Raw genomic sequence first — 17,203 nt, 5'->3', positions numbered from 1 at the left:
GTCCGGCAGGGGCCTCGCCGATGAGTGAGGCCCCCGCCGACCCCCAGGCCCCCGTTTCAGACCAAAGACTTACGACCCTGAGAGGGATTGACGCATAGTGCTCGACGTCAACTTCTTCGACGAGCTCCGGATCGGCCTGGCCACCGCTGACGACATCCGTCAGTGGAGCCACGGTGAGGTCAAGAAGCCCGAGACGATCAACTACCGCACCCTGAAGCCCGAAAAGGACGGACTCTTCTGCGAGAAGATCTTCGGTCCGACCCGGGACTGGGAGTGCTACTGCGGCAAGTACAAGCGCGTTCGCTTCAAGGGCATCATCTGCGAGCGCTGTGGCGTCGAGGTCACGCGCGCCAAGGTGCGCCGTGAGCGGATGGGCCACATCGAGCTGGCCGCGCCCGTCACGCACATCTGGTACTTCAAGGGCGTCCCGTCGCGCCTGGGCTACCTGCTCGACCTCGCCCCGAAGGACCTGGAGAAGGTCATCTACTTCGCGGCGTACATGATCACGTACGTCGACGAGGAGCGCCGTACCCGCGACCTGCCCTCCCTGGAGGCGCATGTCTCGGTCGAGCGCCAGCAGATCGAGAACCGCCGCGACTCCGACCTGGAGGCCCGCGCCAAGAAGCTAGAGGCCGACCTGGCCGAGCTGGAGGCCGAGGGCGCCAAGGCCGATGTGCGCCGCAAGGTGCGCGAGGGTGCCGAGCGCGAGATGAAGCAGCTGCGCGACCGCGCGCAGCGCGAGATCGACCGCCTCGACGAGGTGTGGAACCGGTTCAAGAACCTCAAGGTCCAGGACCTGGAGGGCGACGAGCTGCTCTACCGCGAGCTGCGGGACCGCTTCGGTACGTACTTCGACGGTTCGATGGGTGCCGCGGCGCTGCAGAAGCGCCTGGAGTCCTTCGACCTGGAGGAGGAGGCCGAGCGTCTCCGCGAGATCATCCGTACCGGCAAGGGCCAGAAGAAGACCCGTGCCCTCAAGCGACTGAAGGTCGTCTCCGCGTTCCTGCAGACGTCCAACAGCCCCAAGGGCATGGTCCTGGACTGCGTCCCGGTGATCCCGCCGGACCTGCGTCCGATGGTGCAGCTGGACGGTGGCCGCTTCGCGACCTCCGACCTGAACGACCTGTACCGCCGTGTCATCAACCGCAACAACCGCCTGAAGCGCCTTCTCGACCTCGGTGCGCCCGAGATCATCGTGAACAACGAGAAGCGCATGCTCCAGGAGGCCGTCGACGCGCTCTTCGACAACGGCCGTCGTGGTCGCCCGGTCACGGGCCCCGGCAACCGTCCGCTGAAGTCGCTGTCCGACATGCTCAAGGGCAAGCAGGGCCGCTTCCGTCAGAACCTGCTCGGTAAGCGAGTCGACTACTCGGCGCGTTCCGTCATCGTCGTCGGCCCGCAGCTGAAGCTGCACCAGTGCGGTCTGCCGAAGGCCATGGCGCTGGAGCTGTTCAAGCCGTTCGTGATGAAGCGCCTGGTCGACCTGAACCACGCGCAGAACATCAAGTCCGCCAAGCGCATGGTGGAGCGCGGCCGCACCGTCGTGTACGACGTCCTCGAAGAGGTCATCGCCGAGCACCCGGTGCTGCTGAACCGTGCTCCCACCCTGCACCGCCTCGGCATCCAGGCCTTCGAGCCGCAGCTGGTCGAGGGCAAGGCCATCCAGATCCACCCGCTCGTCTGCACCGCGTTCAACGCGGACTTCGACGGTGACCAGATGGCCGTGCACCTGCCGCTGTCCGCGGAGGCGCAGGCCGAGGCCCGCATCCTGATGCTGTCCTCGAACAACATCCTCAAGCCCGCCGACGGCCGTCCGGTGACGATGCCGACCCAGGACATGGTCCTCGGTCTGTTCTTCCTCACCACCGACGGCGAGATGCGGGACGTCAAGGGCGAGGGCCGCTCGTTCGCGTCCGTGGCCGAGGCGATCATGGCGTTCGACGCCGGCGAGCTCTCGCTGCAGTCGCGCGTGGACATCCGCTTCCCGGTGGGCACCATCCCGCCGCGCGGCTGGACCCCGCCGGTCCGCGAGGAGGGCGAGCCGGAGTGGCAGCAGGGTGACAGCTTCCGGCTGAACACCACGCTGGGCCGCGCGCTCTTCAACGAGCTGCTGCCCGAGGACTACCCGTTCGTCGACTACGAGGTCGGCAAGAAGCAGCTCTCCGAGATCGTCAACGACCTCGCCGAGCGCTACCCGAAGGTCATCGTGGCGGCGACGCTCGACAACCTGAAGGCGGCCGGCTTCTACTGGGCCACCCGTTCCGGCGTCACCGTCGCCATCTCCGACGTCGTCGTCCCCGACGCGAAGAAGGAGATCGTCAAGGGTTACGAGGCCCAGGACGAGAGGGTCCAGAAGCAGTACGAGCGCGGTCTGATCACCAAGGAAGAGCGCACCCAGGAGCTCATCGCGATCTGGACCAAGGCGACCAACGAGGTGGCCGAGGCGATGAACGCGAACTTCCCGAAGACCAACCCGGTCTCGATGATGGTGAACTCGGGTGCGCGAGGCAACATGATGCAGATGCGTCAGATTGCCGGTATGCGTGGTCTGGTGTCGAACGCGAAGAACGAGACGATCCCGCGTCCGATCAAGGCCTCGTTCCGTGAGGGTCTGTCCGTGCTGGAGTACTTCATCTCCACCCACGGTGCCCGTAAGGGTCTGGCGGACACCGCCCTGCGTACCGCCGACTCGGGTTACCTGACCCGTCGTCTGGTGGACGTCTCGCAGGACGTCATCATCCGCGAGGAGGACTGCGGCACCGAGCGCGGTCTGAAGCTGCGGATCGCCTCGCGCGACGCCGACGGCGTGCTGCGCAAGGCGGAGGACGTCGAGACCAGCGTCTACGCCCGCATGCTCGCCGAGGACGTCGTCATCGACGGCAAGGTGATCGCGCCGGCCAACGTGGACCTCGGTGACGTGCTCATCGACCAGCTGGTGCACCACGGCATCGAGGAGGTCAAGACCCGCTCGATCCTGACCTGCGAGTCGCACGTCGGCACCTGCGCGATGTGCTACGGCCGTTCGCTGGCCACCGGCAAGCTGGTCGACATCGGTGAGGCGGTCGGCATCATCGCCGCCCAGTCCATCGGTGAGCCCGGTACCCAGCTGACGATGCGTACCTTCCACACCGGTGGTGTGGCCGGTGACGACATCACCCAGGGTCTGCCGCGTGTCGTCGAGCTCTTCGAGGCCCGTACCCCGAAGGGTGTCGCCCCGATCTCCGAGGCGAGCGGCCGCGTCCGCATCGAGGAGACCGAGAAGACCAAGAAGATCATCGTCACGCCGGACGACGGCAGCGACGAGACGGCCTTCCCGATCTCCAAGCGTGCGAAGGTCCTGGTCAGCGAGGGCGAGCACGTCGAGGTGGGCCAGCAGCTCACCGTGGGTGCCACCAACCCGCACGACGTGCTGCGCATCCTGGGCCAGCGTGCCGTCCAGGTCCACCTGGTCGGCGAGGTCCAGAAGGTCTACAACTCGCAGGGTGTGTCGATCCACGACAAGCACATCGAGATCATCATCCGGCAGATGCTCCGCCGCGTGACGATCATCGAGTCCGGCGACGCCGAGCTGCTGCCCGGCGAGCTGGTCGAGCGCTCGAAGTTCGAGACCGAGAACCGTCGTGTGGTCCAGGAGGGCGGTCACCCGGCCTCCGGTCGTCCGCAGCTGATGGGTATCACCAAGGCCTCGCTGGCGACGGAATCCTGGCTGTCGGCCGCCTCCTTCCAGGAGACGACCCGAGTCCTGACGGACGCGGCGATCAACGCCAAGTCCGACAGCCTCATCGGCCTCAAGGAGAACGTCATCATCGGTAAGCTCATCCCGGCCGGTACGGGCCTGTCCCGCTACCGCAACATCCGGGTCGAGCCGACCGAGGAGGCCAAGGCCGCGATGTACTCGGCCGTCGGCTACGACGACATCGACTACTCGCCGTTCGGCACCGGCTCCGGCCAGGCCGTTCCGCTGGAGGACTACGACTACGGTCCGTACAACCAGTAAGCGAGCAGCATGAGTTGAAGGGCGGCCATCCCTCGGGGTGGCCGCCCTTCGGCGTTTCAGCGACCCCGCTCCAGCCGGGCCTGGAGGTGCTGCAGACGGGTGTGGACGTCCGGATGGGAGTCCGGCAACCGTGCGATCAGCGGTTCCCCGCCGGGCGGGCTGCCGAGGACCCGGCGAGCGGATCGCGGTGTGCCCTCCCGGTCGTGCTCTTCGCTGAGCACCGCCATCAGCTGGGCAGCGAAGCCGAGGCCCGCCGCGTGCTCGTCGGCCCGCAGTTCCGAGCGCCGGGAGACGGCCGCCGCCAGGTACGGCGTGGTCGGCGGCAGGAAGACAAGCCCGTACGTCGCGGTGGCCAGCGCGATCACGGCCGCCCCGGGCACGGCCACCGCGAGCACCGTCGCCCCGGTCGACAGGCGGTCCACCCGCGTCGCCAGCCGCAGCAGCAGACGCCAGGCGAGCCGGCCGGGCAGCGCGTACCAGAAGGCCGGCAGGGACGGCCCAGGCATGTCCGCGGGTGTGATGGCCCAGCTCGTGGGCGAGCACGCCGGCGAGCCGGGACGGCGGGAGCGTGCGCAGGGAATGGCTGGTCACGCTGATGACGTGCCCGGCCGTCGCCATGGCGTTGAGCTCCGGGCCGTCCTCCACCCACAACTGGTAGACGTCGCCGTCCACCCCGGCACGGGCGGTGACCTCGCGCCTCGTGCGGCGTCGGGTGGCGCAGACCGAGCAGCCGGCGCGCCATGGTTCCGCACCGCCTCCAGCAGCACCTGGGCCGTGCTCTCCTCACGGAACGCGGCGAAGAACCGGTAGCCGTCGGCGTGGGCCAGCCGCAGCCGGTCCTCGCGGGAGCTGCCGAAGACCATGATGACCGGCGACGAGCGGGGATCGGCCGTGTACTGCAGCCGGGTGCAGGGCATGTCGGCGAGTTCGGCGGCCACCGCGTACGGCGCCTTGTGGTAGACGGCGAGTGAGATCAGGAACGCCTTGTCGCGCGGCTCGCGCCGGTCGTCGGTGAGCCAGCGGGCGACCTGCGCCTCGACGGCCTGCTCGCGATATGCCGTCAGTTCAGTTCCTCCTCGCCGCTCGCACCGCGGCGCACGTCCAGCAGTCGCCGGGCGAACTCCTTGACCGCGGCCGGCTGGTGGCGCCGGGTCAGGAACTCCTTCACCGGGACGCGGCCGCACAGTTCCTGCCAGGCCGCCTCGCCCACCTGGTGCGCGGCATGGGCGTGCAGCATCTGCTCGGTGGGGGGCCGCTCCCACCGTACGAACGGAACGTCGTCCAGGGCCGCCGACGGCTCGACCGTCATGACCAGGTACCCCTTGGAGCGCTCCAGGCGCTCACGCAGACTGAGTATGTGCGCCTCGCGCAGGGGGTTGCTCCGGCTGGGCGCGAAGTCCAGCAGGACACAGCCGTCCGGGCCGTCCAGCTGGTCGAGGAGCGCGGACGGTGAAGGCGGCTGGCCAAGGCTGCGTACCGTCGCTCGCGCAGCCGCGGAAGACGTTCGACAGTTCGGTGATCTCCTCCGGGCGGATCACACCGGAGGCGTGTTCGGGGCGCCCGGGGAGCCCGCCGAAGTAGTTGTTCACATCGCCGTGGACCGTGCCTCCGCTGACACCGAACTGGTCACGGCCGATCTGCGTGGCGGAGGCGGGCCGGTCGAGCGTCATGACGAAGGACGGACCGTGCAGGATCAGCGCCTTCCGCGCCGCCAGCCTCCTGGCGCTGCCGCTCCTGGCTTTCGCTCTCCTCCTTCCGCTCGTCGTCCGGAGGCTGCTCCTCGGCCGCTGCGCCGGCGCCGGTCTCCTCCTGGCTCATCGGCGCTCCCCGCGGCCTGGCAGGTCGAAGCGGACACTGCCGTGCACGGTGCCGCCGGTGACGCCGTACTGGTCTCCGGCGACGCTGGTGCGGCTGGACGCCGTGCCGGCGGCCGGACTCGCGGTCGGGGCGTCGGGGACGGCCTCGGGTGTGGGCGGTGTGTCCTGGGCCGGGGCGTCGGAAGCGGGCGCTGCGGCCGGGGCCGGGGTGCCGTGCAGCCACGCCACGCCACCGTCGCCCCTCCTTCGTGTCGACGGTGGTGCGGTGGAAGCCGTCGGCGCGGACGCCGAGCGGGCCGCTGCGGACCACTCCCTGGTAGACACTGCCCGACACGCACAGGACGCTGTCGTCCTCGCGCTGCCTCAAGGCATCGCGAAGGCAGCCGGCGTCCAGCAGACGTACCGCGTGGTTGAGGTCCGAGCCCCAGCCGTCCAGCTCGTCGACGGCGACGTAGCCGGAGGAGAGGGCGATGCGCAGCCGGATCCGGGCGGACAATCGGCCGCGGTGGCCGGACATGGTCGCTCACCGGCCAGGATCGTCGAATCGAAGATCACGTAGCGTACCGGGGCTTGACATCGCTTGCAGGGTGAGGCGGCCGGGTCCCATTTGTTTTGACCACAGCGAATGAGGTAGGTACGCTCAGACCTTGTGCCTGGGGTGTGCCCTGGCTCTCGTGCGTGCCTTCAGACCGCATGGCGAGCCGCGACCGGCCACCGTAATCTGCGCCCTTTTCGCCTTGCGGCGAAGGTTTGCGGGATTCGACACACCCGACCGCGTGGGTCGGCGACGTTCCAGGTTAGCTGTACCCATCGGCACACAGAAACCGGAGAAGTAGTGCCTACGATCCAGCAGCTGGTCCGCAAGGGCCGGCAGGACAAGGTCGAGAAGAACAAGACGCCCGCACTCGAGGGTTCCCCTCAGCGTCGTGGCGTCTGCACGCGTGTGTTCACGACCACCCCGAAGAAGCCGAACTCGGCCCTGCGTAAGGTCGCGCGTGTGCGTCTGACCAGCGGGATCGAGGTCACCGCTTACATTCCGGGTGAGGGACACAACCTGCAGGAGCACTCCATCGTGCTCGTGCGCGGCGGCCGTGTGAAGGACCTGCCGGGTGTTCGCTACAAGATCATCCGTGGCTCCCTCGACACCCAGGGTGTCAAGAACCGCAAGCAGGCCCGTTCCCGCTACGGCGCCAAGAAGGAGAAGTAAGAATGCCTCGTAAGGGCCCCGCCCCGAAGCGCCCGGTCATCATCGACCCGGTCTACGGTTCTCCTCTGGTCACGTCGCTCATCAACAAGGTGCTGCTGAACGGCAAGCGCTCCACCGCCGAGCGCATCGTCTACGGCGCCATGGAGGGCCTGCGCGAGAAGACCGGCAACGACCCGGTCATCACGCTGAAGCGCGCTCTCGAGAACATCAAGCCGACCCTGGAGGTCAAGTCCCGCCGTGTCGGTGGCGCCACCTACCAGGTCCCGGTCGAGGTCAAGCCCGGCCGTGCCAACACCCTGGCGCTGCGCTGGCTGGTCGGTTACTCCCGCGCCCGTCGCGAGAAGACCATGACCGAGCGTCTGCTCAACGAGCTCCTCGACGCGTCCAACGGCCTCGGTGCCGCTGTGAAGAAGCGCGAGGACACGCACAAGATGGCCGAGTCCAACAAGGCCTTCGCGCACTACCGCTGGTAGTCGCTACCCCATCGAGAACCGAGAGAAGACTGAAGCCTTATGGCTACCACTTCACTTGACCTGGCCAAGGTCCGCAACATCGGGATCATGGCCCACATCGACGCGGGCAAGACGACCACCACCGAGCGGATCCTGTTCTACACCGGTGTGTCGTACAAGATCGGTGAGGTCCACGACGGCGCTGCCACCATGGACTGGATGGAGCAGGAGCAGGAGCGTGGCATCACGATCACCTCTGCTGCCACCACCTGTCACTGGCCGCTGGAGAACGTCGACCACACCATCAACATCATCGACACCCCGGGTCACGTCGACTTCACCGTCGAGGTGGAGCGCTCCCTGCGCGTGCTCGACGGTGCCGTGACGGTGTTCGACGGCGTCGCCGGTGTCGAGCCGCAGTCCGAGACCGTGTGGCGTCAGGCGGACCGCTACGGCGTCCCGCGCATCTGCTTCGTCAACAAGCTCGACCGCACCGGTGCCGAGTTCCACCGCTGTGTCGACATGATCACTGACCGCCTGGGCGCTCAGCCGATCGTGATGCAGCTGCCGATCGGTGCCGAGGCGGACTTCAAGGGCGTCGTCGACCTCGTGACGATGAAGGCCCTGGTCTGGTCCGCCGAGGCCACCAAGGGCGAGATGTACGACGTCGTCGACATCCCGGACACGCACACCGAGGCTGCCGAGGAGTACCGCGGCAAGCTGCTTGAGGCCGTGGCCGAGAACGACGAAGAGATCATGGAGCTGTACCTGGAGGGCGAGGAGCCTTCCGTGGAGCAGCTGTACGCCGCGATCCGTCGTATCACCATCGCGTCCGGCAAGGGCACCGGCACCACCGTGACCCCGGTGTTCTGCGGCACCGCGTTCAAGAACAAGGGCGTCCAGCCCCTGCTCGACGCGGTCGTGCGCTACCTGCCTTCCCCGGTTGACATCGAGGCCATCGAGGGCCACGACGTCAAGGACCCCGAGGTCGTCGTCAAGCGCAAGCCGTCCGACGAGGAGCCCCTCTCGGCGCTGGCGTTCAAGATCATGAGCGACCCGCACCTCGGCAAGCTCACCTTCGTCCGGGTTTACTCGGGCCGCCTGGAGTCCGGCTCTTCGGTGCTGAACTCCGTCAAGGGCAAGAAGGAGCGCATCGGCAAGATCTACCGCATGCACGCCAACAAGCGTGAGGAGATCGAGTCGGTGGGCGCCGGCGACATCGTCGCCGTCATGGGCCTGAAGCAGACCACCACCGGTGAGACGCTGTCCGACGACAAGAACCCGGTCATCCTGGAGTCCATGGACTTCCCGGCGCCGGTCATCCAGGTCGCCATCGAGCCCAAGTCGAAGGGCGACCAGGAGAAGCTGGGCGTCGCGATCCAGCGCCTGGCCGAGGAGGACCCGTCCTTCCAGGTCCACTCGGACGAGGAGACCGGCCAGACCATCATCGGTGGTATGGGCGAGCTGCACCTTGAGGTGCTGGTCGACCGTATGCGCCGTGAGTTCAAGGTCGAGGCCAACGTCGGCAAGCCGCAGGTGGCCTACCGCGAGACGATCCGCAAGGCCGTCGAGCGCGTCGACTACACCCACAAGAAGCAGACCGGTGGTACCGGTCAGTTCGCGAAGGTGCAGATCGGCATCGAGCCGCTTGAGGGTGGCGACACCTCGTACGAGTTCGTGAACAAGGTGACCGGTGGTCGTATCCCGAAGGAGTACATCCCTTCGGTCGACGCCGGTGCGCAGGAGGCCATGCAGTTCGGCATCCTCGCCGGTTACGAGATGACCGGCGTGCGCGTCATCCTCCACGACGGTGCCTACCACGAGGTCGACTCCTCCGAGCTCGCCTTCAAGATCGCCGGTTCGCAGGCCTTCAAGGAGGCCGCGCGCAAGGCTTCGCCCGTGCTCCTTGAGCCGATGATGGCCGTCGAGGTCACCACGCCCGAGGACTACATGGGTGAGGTCATCGGCGACATCAACTCCCGCCGTGGCCAGATCCAGGCCATGGAGGAGCGGGCTGGTGCCCGCGTCGTGAAGGGCCTCGTGCCCCTGTCGGAGATGTTCGGCTACGTCGGCGACCTCCGCAGCAAGACGTCGGGTCGCGCAAGCTACTCGATGCAGTTCGACTCCTACGCCGAGGTTCCGCGGAACGTCGCCGAGGAGATCATCGCGAAGGCCAAGGGCGAGTAACGCACCGCGTTCACACGCTTTAGGCTTGACTCCGGAGCCGCCAGGGGCATTCACCCGCATTCGTGGGGGAATGCCCCCGGCCCCGGGCTTTCCAGCAAAGATCACCTGGCGCCGATGAAGCAAGGCGTTCAGAACCACTCCACAGGAGGACCCCGTGGCGAAGGCGAAGTTCGAGCGGACTAAGCCCCACGTCAACATCGGCACCATCGGTCACATCGACCACGGTAAGACGACCCTCACGGCCGCCATTACCAAGGTGCTGCACGACGCTTACCCGGACCTGAACGAGGCCTCGGCCTTCGACCAGATCGACAAGGCTCCTGAGGAGCGCCAGCGCGGTATCACCATCTCCATCGCGCACGTCGAGTACCAGACCGAGACGCGTCACTACGCCCACGTCGACTGCCCCGGTCACGCGGACTACATCAAGAACATGATCACGGGTGCGGCGCAGATGGACGGCGCCATCCTCGTGGTCGCCGCCACCGACGGCCCGATGCCGCAGACGAAGGAGCACGTGCTCCTCGCCCGCCAGGTCGGCGTTCCGTACATCGTCGTCGCCCTGAACAAGGCCGACATGGTGGACGACGAGGAGATCCTGGAGCTCGTCGAGCTTGAGGTCCGTGAGCTCCTCTCCGAGTACGAGTTCCCGGGCGACGACGTTCCGGTCGTCAAGGTCTCGGCGCTCAAGGCGCTTGAGGGCGACAAGGAGTGGGGCCAGTCGGTCCTGAACCTGATGGCCGCCGTCGACGAGGCGATCCCGCAGCCCGAGCGTGACGTCGACAAGCCGTTCCTCATGCCCATCGAGGACGTCTTCACGATCACCGGTCGCGGTACGGTCGTCACCGGCCGTATCGAGCGTGGTGTCCTGAAGGTCAACGAGACCGTCGACATCATCGGCATCAAGACCGAGAAGACCACCACCACGGTCACCGGTATCGAGATGTTCCGCAAGCTGCTCGACGAGGGCCAGGCCGGTGAGAACGTCGGTCTGCTGCTCCGCGGCATCAAGCGCGAGGACGTCGAGCGCGGCCAGGTCATCATCAAGCCGGGCTCGGTCACCCCGCACACCGAGTTCGAGGCGCAGGCCTACATCCTCTCCAAGGACGAGGGTGGCCGCCACACGCCGTTCTTCAACAACTACCGTCCGCAGTTCTACTTCCGTACGACGGACGTGACCGGCGTCGTGACCCTCCCCGAGGGCACCGAGATGGTCATGCCGGGTGACAACACCGAGATGAAGGTGGACCTCATCCAGCCCGTCGCCATGGAAGAGGGCCTGAAGTTCGCCATCCGTGAGGGTGGCCGCACCGTGGGCGCCGGCCAGGTCACCAAGATCGTCAAGTAGGTTCCGCCTGCTTGAGGGTCACCTGACCTGAAGGTCTCTGACCTGAGGAGAGGCCCGTACGACTTCGGTCGTACGGGCCTCTTCGACGTTTCCGCGGGCCTGTTACTCGCTCTCGGTGAAGACTTCCGAGGCCGTGGTGGCCTTGATCGCCCGGTCGAACCAGACACCGAGAAGATCCAGGTCGTGGCACGACATGACGCGTTCGCGAGTCTCGTCGGGGACCTCTACGCCATTCCTGTCGAGGATGCGCAGTACGTCTTCCGCCCGGCTTCCTGGTGGACGTGCGTCTCCTTGATCTTCAGGTCCGAGGCCACCGGTTCCCTCCAGACCTCTGCTGCGGGCAGCGTGTCAAACCCTTCAAAGATGAGATCGACGCTGTTGATCTTGTCGGCCTCCGACACGTCCTGGAGGGCCGCCGCCATCGTCTTCAGCGGAAGGGGTGACTTCAGGACTTCCGTGGTGTCAGACAGGTGCGCCGACCACTCGGCAGCCGGGGCAGAGGCCTGGTTCCGGGGCGCGGAAGGCGTGGTCGCAGCTGTCGCAGTTCTGAAGCGGGTGCCGAACGGGTGGTGGGACGGCCGGTGCCCGGAACGGGGGCGGGGGCGGCAGTTGGGCGGCCAGGCGATGGGCCAGGAGTGCGGCTGGGCGCCGTAGTCCCTCGGCCGGAAGATCACTGGTCAGGGCATGGCGTACGGCGGTGGGGCTGACGTCGCGCTCCAGCCAGGCTGCGACGCCGACGGCGAGGTGGGCCGTGTCGCGGGCCGACAGGAGCAGGCGGGCATCGCGGTTGCGCAAGCCCGCGAGGAGGTCGGTGGCGGTCTGGAGGAGGGCGGGGGAGGAGTAGGAGGGGTGCGGTACGTCGGGGAGGGGCTTGCGGGGCGTCCGCTGCTTCGGGCTCGCTGCCGCTGCCGGTCGTCCGGGGACGGAGCACACAGGCTCGCCCTTGCTCTCGTCCTTGCTCTCGCCCTTGTGGTGCCGGGCCGCCGGCTGGTTGCAGGAGATCGTGCGGGTGACGATACGACCGCCGGGGAAGCGTTGGCGCTCTCGCGCAGCGCGGCGGCGATGCGGGTCGCGCCCTCGGGGAAACGGGCGGTGAGCGTCTTGATGTCGACGCGGGCGCCCTTCGGCAGCGACTGGATGTGACAGGCCAGGCCGATCGCGAGGAGGGAGAGCTCGCGGTGCTGGGTGAGGTGGTTGCCGATCACCGTGAAGCGGGTGGTGTGGCGGGTGTGGTCGTGGACGAGCCCGCCGGAGTGCGCGACTTCGGGGCCCCGGTTCGGGTGCTTGTTGCCCGCAAGGCGGGACTGGGCGTGCGGGGGCACGCTAGGGTTCTGCGTATCCATCGGGAAGGCCTTCACTTCCTCGGTGGTCAGGCCCTCGCACTGGGATGCCAGTCCCGGCGAGGGCCGTCGCATGTCTGGGTTGTGTTGCGCTGAGCGTAAGGCAGGCAACGGGCCGGAAATCCAGCCGAGTTGGCGATGTTCACCAGTGAGTGTGAGACGGCGCCACGGGCGGGAGGGGTGGGGCTTGGTCGGGTTCTTTCACCCTCGTGTTCCTTGGGAAAGACCGCCCGTCACACCGGAGCACGGGCGGTCGCGTTCCGGCGCCGGGACGGTGATCTCGGCCCATACGGTCTTGCGCGGAGTCCGGCCCGACGCGACGCCCCAGCGATCGGCCAACGCCTCCACGACGACCAGCCCCCGCCCCGAGTCGCCGTCTGCGGAGGGGAGATGGATCCGGGGCATGCGGTCACCGCGCGTGTCGGTCACCTCGATGCGGAGCGTGCCGCCGACGACGTAGAGCGTGAGACGGAAGCTCCTTCCGGGCACCCTGCCGTGGGTCGCGGCGTTGGCCGCCAGCTCGGCCACGATGGGCTGCGCCGCGTCCAACGGGACTCCCCAGGTGCGGAGTTGTTCGGTGGCGAGCAGGCGGGCGAGGCGGGCGCCGCGAGGTGTGGGGGACAGCAGCACCGTGAAGTTGGGGATGGGGCCGGGGAGTTCGGCCGGGGGCGCGGCGGTTTCCTGATTCATGTCACTCAGCGTGGCGGATCCTGCTTCCCTGGATCAGCGACAAGTCCTTTACGGCCGGTGACTGTCCCGCCTTTGTCTCGGCTGTCTCGGCTGTCTCGGGCGTTGTACGGGTACGAGTGCGCGTCGGAGGAGGAGTCATGAACGACGGTGTGGACGAGGCGGGTTGGGACGTCGAGCCGGGGGACGAGATCGAGCCGCTGGTGCAGGCGGTGGGGCGCCTGCTCAAGGTGTGCCGCGAGGCGGCCGGGATGAGCGTGCCCGAGCTGGCGGCTGCCCTCGGGTACGGCGAGGACATGATTCGGAAGATCGAGCGCGGGGCGCGTATTCCTCGGCCAGAGTCCCTGGACAGGGCAGACCAGATCCTGAAGGCGCAGGGGCATTTGAGGGCCTTCATGGAGGACATGCGGAAGGCTCGGTATCCGAAGAAGGTGCGGGAGCTGGCGGAGCTGGAGGGGCGGGCGGTGGAGATGCTGCTGTACAGCAACCACAACATTCACGGCCTGTTGCAGACGCCCGAGTACGCGCGAGCGATGTACGAGATGAGGCAGCCCGCACTCGACGAAGACGTGGTGGAGCGGGAAACCGCCGCGCGCATGGCCCGCAAGGCCGTCTTCGAGCGGCGGGAGCCCGCCCCGACGCTCGGATTCGTCCAGGAACAGGTGACGCTCGAACGTCCCTACGGTGGGAAGATGGTCCTGCGCCGACAGCTCGAACACCTCTTGGAGGTGGCCAAGTTGAGGAACGTCACGCTCCAGGTCATGCCGACCGACCGGGAGGAGCACGCCGGAGCGGCGGGCCTGGTCGAGGTACTGAAGTTCGCCGACGGCACGGCGATAGGACGTTCCGACGGCGCGTTCAACGGCCGCCCGGTCTCAAGCCCAAAGGATCTCCGGATCCTTGAGCTGCGCTATGGCATGATCCGGGCGCAGGCTCTCACGCCGAGGGAGTCACAGGCCTTCATCGAGCAAGCGCTGGGGAGACTATGAGCACCGCCGAACTCCGCTGGTTCAAGAGCAGCTACAGCAGCAGCAACGAACCCGGCGACTGCATCGAGGTGGCGGTAGCCCCCACCACCATCCACATCCGCGACTCCAAGAACACCGAAGGCCCCCGGCTCGCCGTCACTCCAACCGCCTGGATCTCTTTCGTCACGTACATGGGCGTCCAGCCCGGCTGCGGGAGTTGAGTACACGTACTCAGGTGCTCGCACCGTCGCGCCGATAAGCTGAACCTCCGCGGCAGCACGAGTCTCGTCACGGCACATGCGCACCGCCGTCACGACTGGGGGAGGAATTGCTGATGGCGTGGGATGAGTGGGAGCAGCTCAAGGCCGGGGCGGCCCAGCGGATGCAGATCGACCACCTGGCCGACCCGTCGGGTGGGGGAGACGGGGGGTCGGGCCCTGACCTGAAGGCGTCGCAGGGGCCGTGGACCAAGGCATCCGGCGTGGCGCAGGACCTGCGTACCGCCACCGACTCGGGGCTCACCGACCTCAAGACAGCCCATGAGGGCGTCAAGGGCGGCACCGACGGTTTCACCAGCACCGCCGCGCTGAACGAGATCCTGCCCACCTGGGAGAAGCGGCTGACCTCGGTGCGCAATGAATGCGACCGCCTCCACAGTGCGCTCGCCAAGACCGGCCGAGTCTTCGGCGAGGTCGACCCTGCCGTTGCCGGCAAGATGAACAAGGTCCATGTCGGCAACAAGCCGGATTGGGCGCGGTGAGGCGGGTATGCCCACATGGCAGCAGCTGCGTGATGCGAAGTTCCACGAGTACGAGGATGCCGCCGACGGTTGGGGCAAGGTCAGCAACCGGGCCGACGCCGCCCGTATCCGGGTCGACCAGGAGATGTCGGGGCCGATCCACACCACACAGAAGGGCGAGGCGCAGACCTCGGCAGAGCGGGACCTGACTCAGTTGGGTCGTAACTACCAGTATCTTCACGCAGAATGCGGTCTCGTTCGCACGACCCTGAACGGCCTCGCCTCGGAGCTGTCCAGTGCCCAGAGGAAGCTGAAGCAGGCCCTCGCCGACGCGGCCGATCTCAAGTTCACGGTCAATGGGGACGGCTCGGTCGAGTACCCGCAGAGCACCGTGCTTCCCATGGCCCCCGGCACATCCTCGGGTACCGGAGTCGCCAAGCCGGGAGCCCCTGTCCCCTTGCTGCCCGGCGCGGGCGAGGCGAACGGCGACCCCAACAAGGGCAAGGCCGAGGACATCGCCGAACGCATCTCGCAAGCGGTGAACAGCGCCATCGAGATCGACAACCGGTATGCCAAGGTCCTGCGCGAGCTGAAGGCGCCGGACGGCCTGGCCGTGACGGACGACATGCTCATGGACGAGGCCCACGACATGGGCGATGTCCAGAAGACGGTCGGCACCTATCTCAGCAAGGACGGCATTCCGCAGGGCAAGTCCCCGGCCGACAACAAGAAGTGGTGGGACGGCCTCACGCAGGAGCAGCGCGAGGAGTACCAGACGCTCTACCCCGCCGAGATCGGCGCGCTCGACGGATTGCCGAGCGTGATCCGCGACTCGGCCAACCGGACCGTGCTGGACGAGGCCCATGCCGACGTCCAGCACAAGCTCGACCAGCTGGGCCCGGAGCCGGAAAAGCAGATCGTCACCGCGGCCGGGATCATCACGAACCCGGAATGGAGCACGTGGGACGCCCTGGGCGGGAGCAAGTACAAGGACCAGCTCAAGGGCATGGACGCGGTCCGGTCCCGATTCGACCAGACCGGCATCGACGGGTTGCCGCCGGCCTACGTGCTGGGCTTCGACCTCAAGGGCAACGGCCACGTCATCCTGGCCAATGGCAACCCGGACACGGCGGACAACACTGCGGTGTACGTGCCGGGGACGACGGCGAGGCTGGCGGGGGCCCAAGGTGACATCGCGCGCATGGCACGGACATGGAAGGAAGCCAACGCGATGTCCCCCGGCGAGTCGACCTCCACCATCACCTGGATCGGCTACGACGCCCCACAGGACATCATCACCGATTCCCCCCGACCGAGCTACGCCTACAACGCGGCGCCTACCCTCAACCACTTCCTTGACGGCCTGCAGACTGCCCAGGGCGGTCCAGAGGCGAGCCACACCACCGTCATCGGCCACAGCTATGGGACCACCGTGATCGGCGTGGCCGCCAAGGAGCACCACATAGCAGCCGATGACATCGTGGTCGCTGGCAGCCCGGGCATGCTGGTGGGTGACGCGAGCGATCTGGGCGTGGGTAAGGACCATGTATGGTCCGAGGCGGCCAGCTCCGATCCGGTGCCATACATCGGCAGGGACTTCCTCGGTGGCTGGAAGTGGGGGGTGGACACCTATCACGGGATTCCCTACAACGCTGGTTACATCCAGACGATCCCGTCCGATGAGGCATTCGGAGCTCACAGGATGGATGTGAACACCAGCGGTCACAGCGGGTACTGGGACGAGGGGTCTCAGAGCCTCAAGAACCAGGCGGCAGTGGTCGCCGGCCGCTATGACAAGGTCCAGGAGGACAATTGATCCCCCTCTCGCGTCGACGCCTTCGGGTTTGGCTCGGCATCGTTGTCGCCGGCGCCGTCCTCTCCCTCACCGGAACAGGTTGTTCGAACACCATGGATCACAGCGGAGACTCCGTGTCAGACGGGACAGCCGGATCGAAGACCACCACTCTGGATGTGGACAGGGCCCGGGAGAAGGCGAAGGCTGTGTCCAGCCAGATCTACGAACTGATCAACATTCGGACGGGCAAGGTCACCGAGCCGGGACCCAGCATCGCGACCTGCGACCAGGATCCCGAGCACCTGTACAAGACCGTTCATCCCTGGTCCGTCTACGACGTCTCCGAGAGCGAGCTGAAGGCTGGCTTTGAGCGCCTCAAGAAAGGCCTCCCCGGCAAGGGGTGGAAGATCGTCCAGTATGGCCCCAACAAGAGCAAGGACAAGACGCTCGAACTCACAGCGGACTCGGAGACAGAACCTTTCTCCGTGAATGTCGAACTCTGGGTGTCGAGTCCGACGGCTGGCCATGAGAAGGACCCGAAGATCCTGGTGAACGTCGTCTCCGGCTGCTGGCGCGCACCCAAGGGCGCGGACCTCAACACCCAGTACTGATCACGGAGGGGATCCGCGTCCCGGTCCCGCCCCCCGTTTGACCTACGTCACCCTA

At 67.1% G+C, this 17,203-nt stretch carries 14 protein-coding genes and 2 pseudogenes; 10 read left to right on the top strand and 6 right to left on the bottom strand.

Annotation, left to right across the window (positions count from 1 at the left end):
• Window positions 1–97: 97 nt before the first annotated feature.
• Window positions 98–3,997: a DNA-directed RNA polymerase subunit beta' gene (locus tag AV521_RS43105; protein WP_076097171.1), complete on the top strand. Its 3,900-nt coding sequence runs from the start codon at window positions 98–100 to the stop codon at window positions 3,995–3,997.
• Window positions 3,998–4,053: 56 nt separating this feature from the next.
• Here the strand turns inward: AV521_RS43105 and AV521_RS43100 are convergent.
• The 3 genes and pseudogenes from AV521_RS43100 to AV521_RS52455 all read right to left on the bottom strand — a co-directional run bounded on the left by AV521_RS43100 (window position 4,054) and on the right by AV521_RS52455 (window position 6,042).
• A pseudogene (locus tag AV521_RS43100) lies at window positions 4,054–4,883 on the bottom strand (M48 family metalloprotease).
• A 174-nt stretch (window positions 4,884–5,057) separates the two neighbouring features.
• Window positions 5,058–5,306 (bottom strand): hypothetical protein, encoded by a 249-nt coding sequence (locus tag AV521_RS43095; protein ID WP_076097168.1) that lies wholly within the window; start codon window positions 5,304–5,306, stop codon window positions 5,058–5,060.
• A gap of 505 nt (window positions 5,307–5,811) precedes the next feature.
• Window positions 5,812–6,042 carry a hypothetical protein gene (locus AV521_RS52455; protein WP_076097164.1) on the bottom strand — a complete coding sequence of 77 codons (231 nt, stop codon included), beginning with the start codon at window positions 6,040–6,042 and terminating at the stop codon, window positions 5,812–5,814.
• A gap of 607 nt (window positions 6,043–6,649) precedes the next feature.
• Here AV521_RS52455 and rpsL point away from each other — a divergent pair.
• The 4 genes from rpsL (at window position 6,650) to tuf (ending at window position 11,008) form a co-directional block, all read left to right on the top strand.
• Complete coding sequence (gene rpsL, locus AV521_RS43080; protein ID WP_003948652.1) at window positions 6,650–7,021, top strand: 30S ribosomal protein S12; 372 nt, start codon at window positions 6,650–6,652, stop codon at window positions 7,019–7,021.
• Between the two features lie 2 nt (window positions 7,022–7,023).
• Window positions 7,024–7,494 carry a 30S ribosomal protein S7 gene (rpsG, locus tag AV521_RS43075; RefSeq protein ID WP_003998848.1) on the top strand — a complete coding sequence of 157 codons (471 nt, stop codon included), beginning with the start codon at window positions 7,024–7,026 and terminating at the stop codon, window positions 7,492–7,494.
• 39 nt (window positions 7,495–7,533) lie between these two features.
• Window positions 7,534–9,660 (top strand): elongation factor G, encoded by a 2,127-nt coding sequence (gene fusA, locus AV521_RS43070; RefSeq protein WP_076097162.1) that lies wholly within the window; start codon window positions 7,534–7,536, stop codon window positions 9,658–9,660.
• A gap of 154 nt (window positions 9,661–9,814) precedes the next feature.
• Window positions 9,815–11,008: an elongation factor Tu gene (gene tuf, locus AV521_RS43065; RefSeq protein ID WP_076097159.1), complete on the top strand. Its 1,194-nt coding sequence runs from the start codon at window positions 9,815–9,817 to the stop codon at window positions 11,006–11,008.
• A gap of 224 nt (window positions 11,009–11,232) precedes the next feature.
• Here tuf and AV521_RS49875 read toward each other — a convergent pair whose 3' ends face one another.
• The 3 genes and pseudogenes from AV521_RS49875 to AV521_RS43050 form a co-directional block, all read right to left on the bottom strand.
• Window positions 11,233–11,430 carry a hypothetical protein gene (locus AV521_RS49875; RefSeq protein WP_179023830.1) on the bottom strand — a complete coding sequence of 66 codons (198 nt, stop codon included), beginning with the start codon at window positions 11,428–11,430 and terminating at the stop codon, window positions 11,233–11,235.
• A 40-nt stretch (window positions 11,431–11,470) separates the two neighbouring features.
• Window positions 11,471–12,351 (bottom strand): annotated as a pseudogene (locus AV521_RS43055) (helix-turn-helix domain-containing protein).
• Window positions 12,352–12,549: 198 nt separating this feature from the next.
• A complete protein-coding gene (locus AV521_RS43050; protein ID WP_076097155.1) occupies window positions 12,550–13,038 on the bottom strand; it encodes an ATP-binding protein in 489 nt (162 codons plus the stop codon).
• A 137-nt stretch (window positions 13,039–13,175) separates the two neighbouring features.
• Here AV521_RS43050 and AV521_RS43045 point away from each other — a divergent pair, with 137 nt between their 5' ends.
• From AV521_RS43045 to AV521_RS43025, 5 genes are all read left to right on the top strand, one after another.
• Window positions 13,176–14,024, top strand: coding sequence for a helix-turn-helix transcriptional regulator (locus AV521_RS43045; protein ID WP_076097153.1), 849 nt, complete (start codon window positions 13,176–13,178; stop codon window positions 14,022–14,024).
• Window positions 14,021–14,224 (top strand): DUF397 domain-containing protein, encoded by a 204-nt coding sequence (locus AV521_RS43040; protein ID WP_076097151.1) that lies wholly within the window; start codon window positions 14,021–14,023, stop codon window positions 14,222–14,224. Before AV521_RS43045 ends, AV521_RS43040 begins: the two co-directional genes overlap by 4 nt.
• Window positions 14,225–14,337: 113 nt before the next feature.
• Complete coding sequence (locus AV521_RS43035; RefSeq protein WP_079249697.1) at window positions 14,338–14,763, top strand: hypothetical protein; 426 nt, start codon at window positions 14,338–14,340, stop codon at window positions 14,761–14,763.
• Between the two features lie 7 nt (window positions 14,764–14,770).
• Window positions 14,771–16,558 carry an alpha/beta hydrolase gene (locus tag AV521_RS43030; RefSeq protein ID WP_076097149.1) on the top strand — a complete coding sequence of 596 codons (1,788 nt, stop codon included), beginning with the start codon at window positions 14,771–14,773 and terminating at the stop codon, window positions 16,556–16,558.
• Window positions 16,555–17,148, top strand: coding sequence for a hypothetical protein (locus AV521_RS43025; protein WP_143658749.1), 594 nt, complete (start codon window positions 16,555–16,557; stop codon window positions 17,146–17,148). The genes AV521_RS43030 and AV521_RS43025 overlap by 4 nt, the downstream gene beginning before the upstream one ends.
• Window positions 17,149–17,203: the final 55 nt, after the last annotated feature.

Origin of the sequence: Streptomyces sp. IMTB 2501 (genome assembly GCF_001953885.1) — a bacterium.
In the GTDB taxonomy this organism is placed as follows: Bacteria; Actinomycetota; Actinomycetes; order Streptomycetales; family Streptomycetaceae; genus Streptomyces.
The sequence above is the reverse complement of the archived record's forward strand: the minus strand, read 5'-3'. Positions and strand labels throughout refer to the sequence as shown.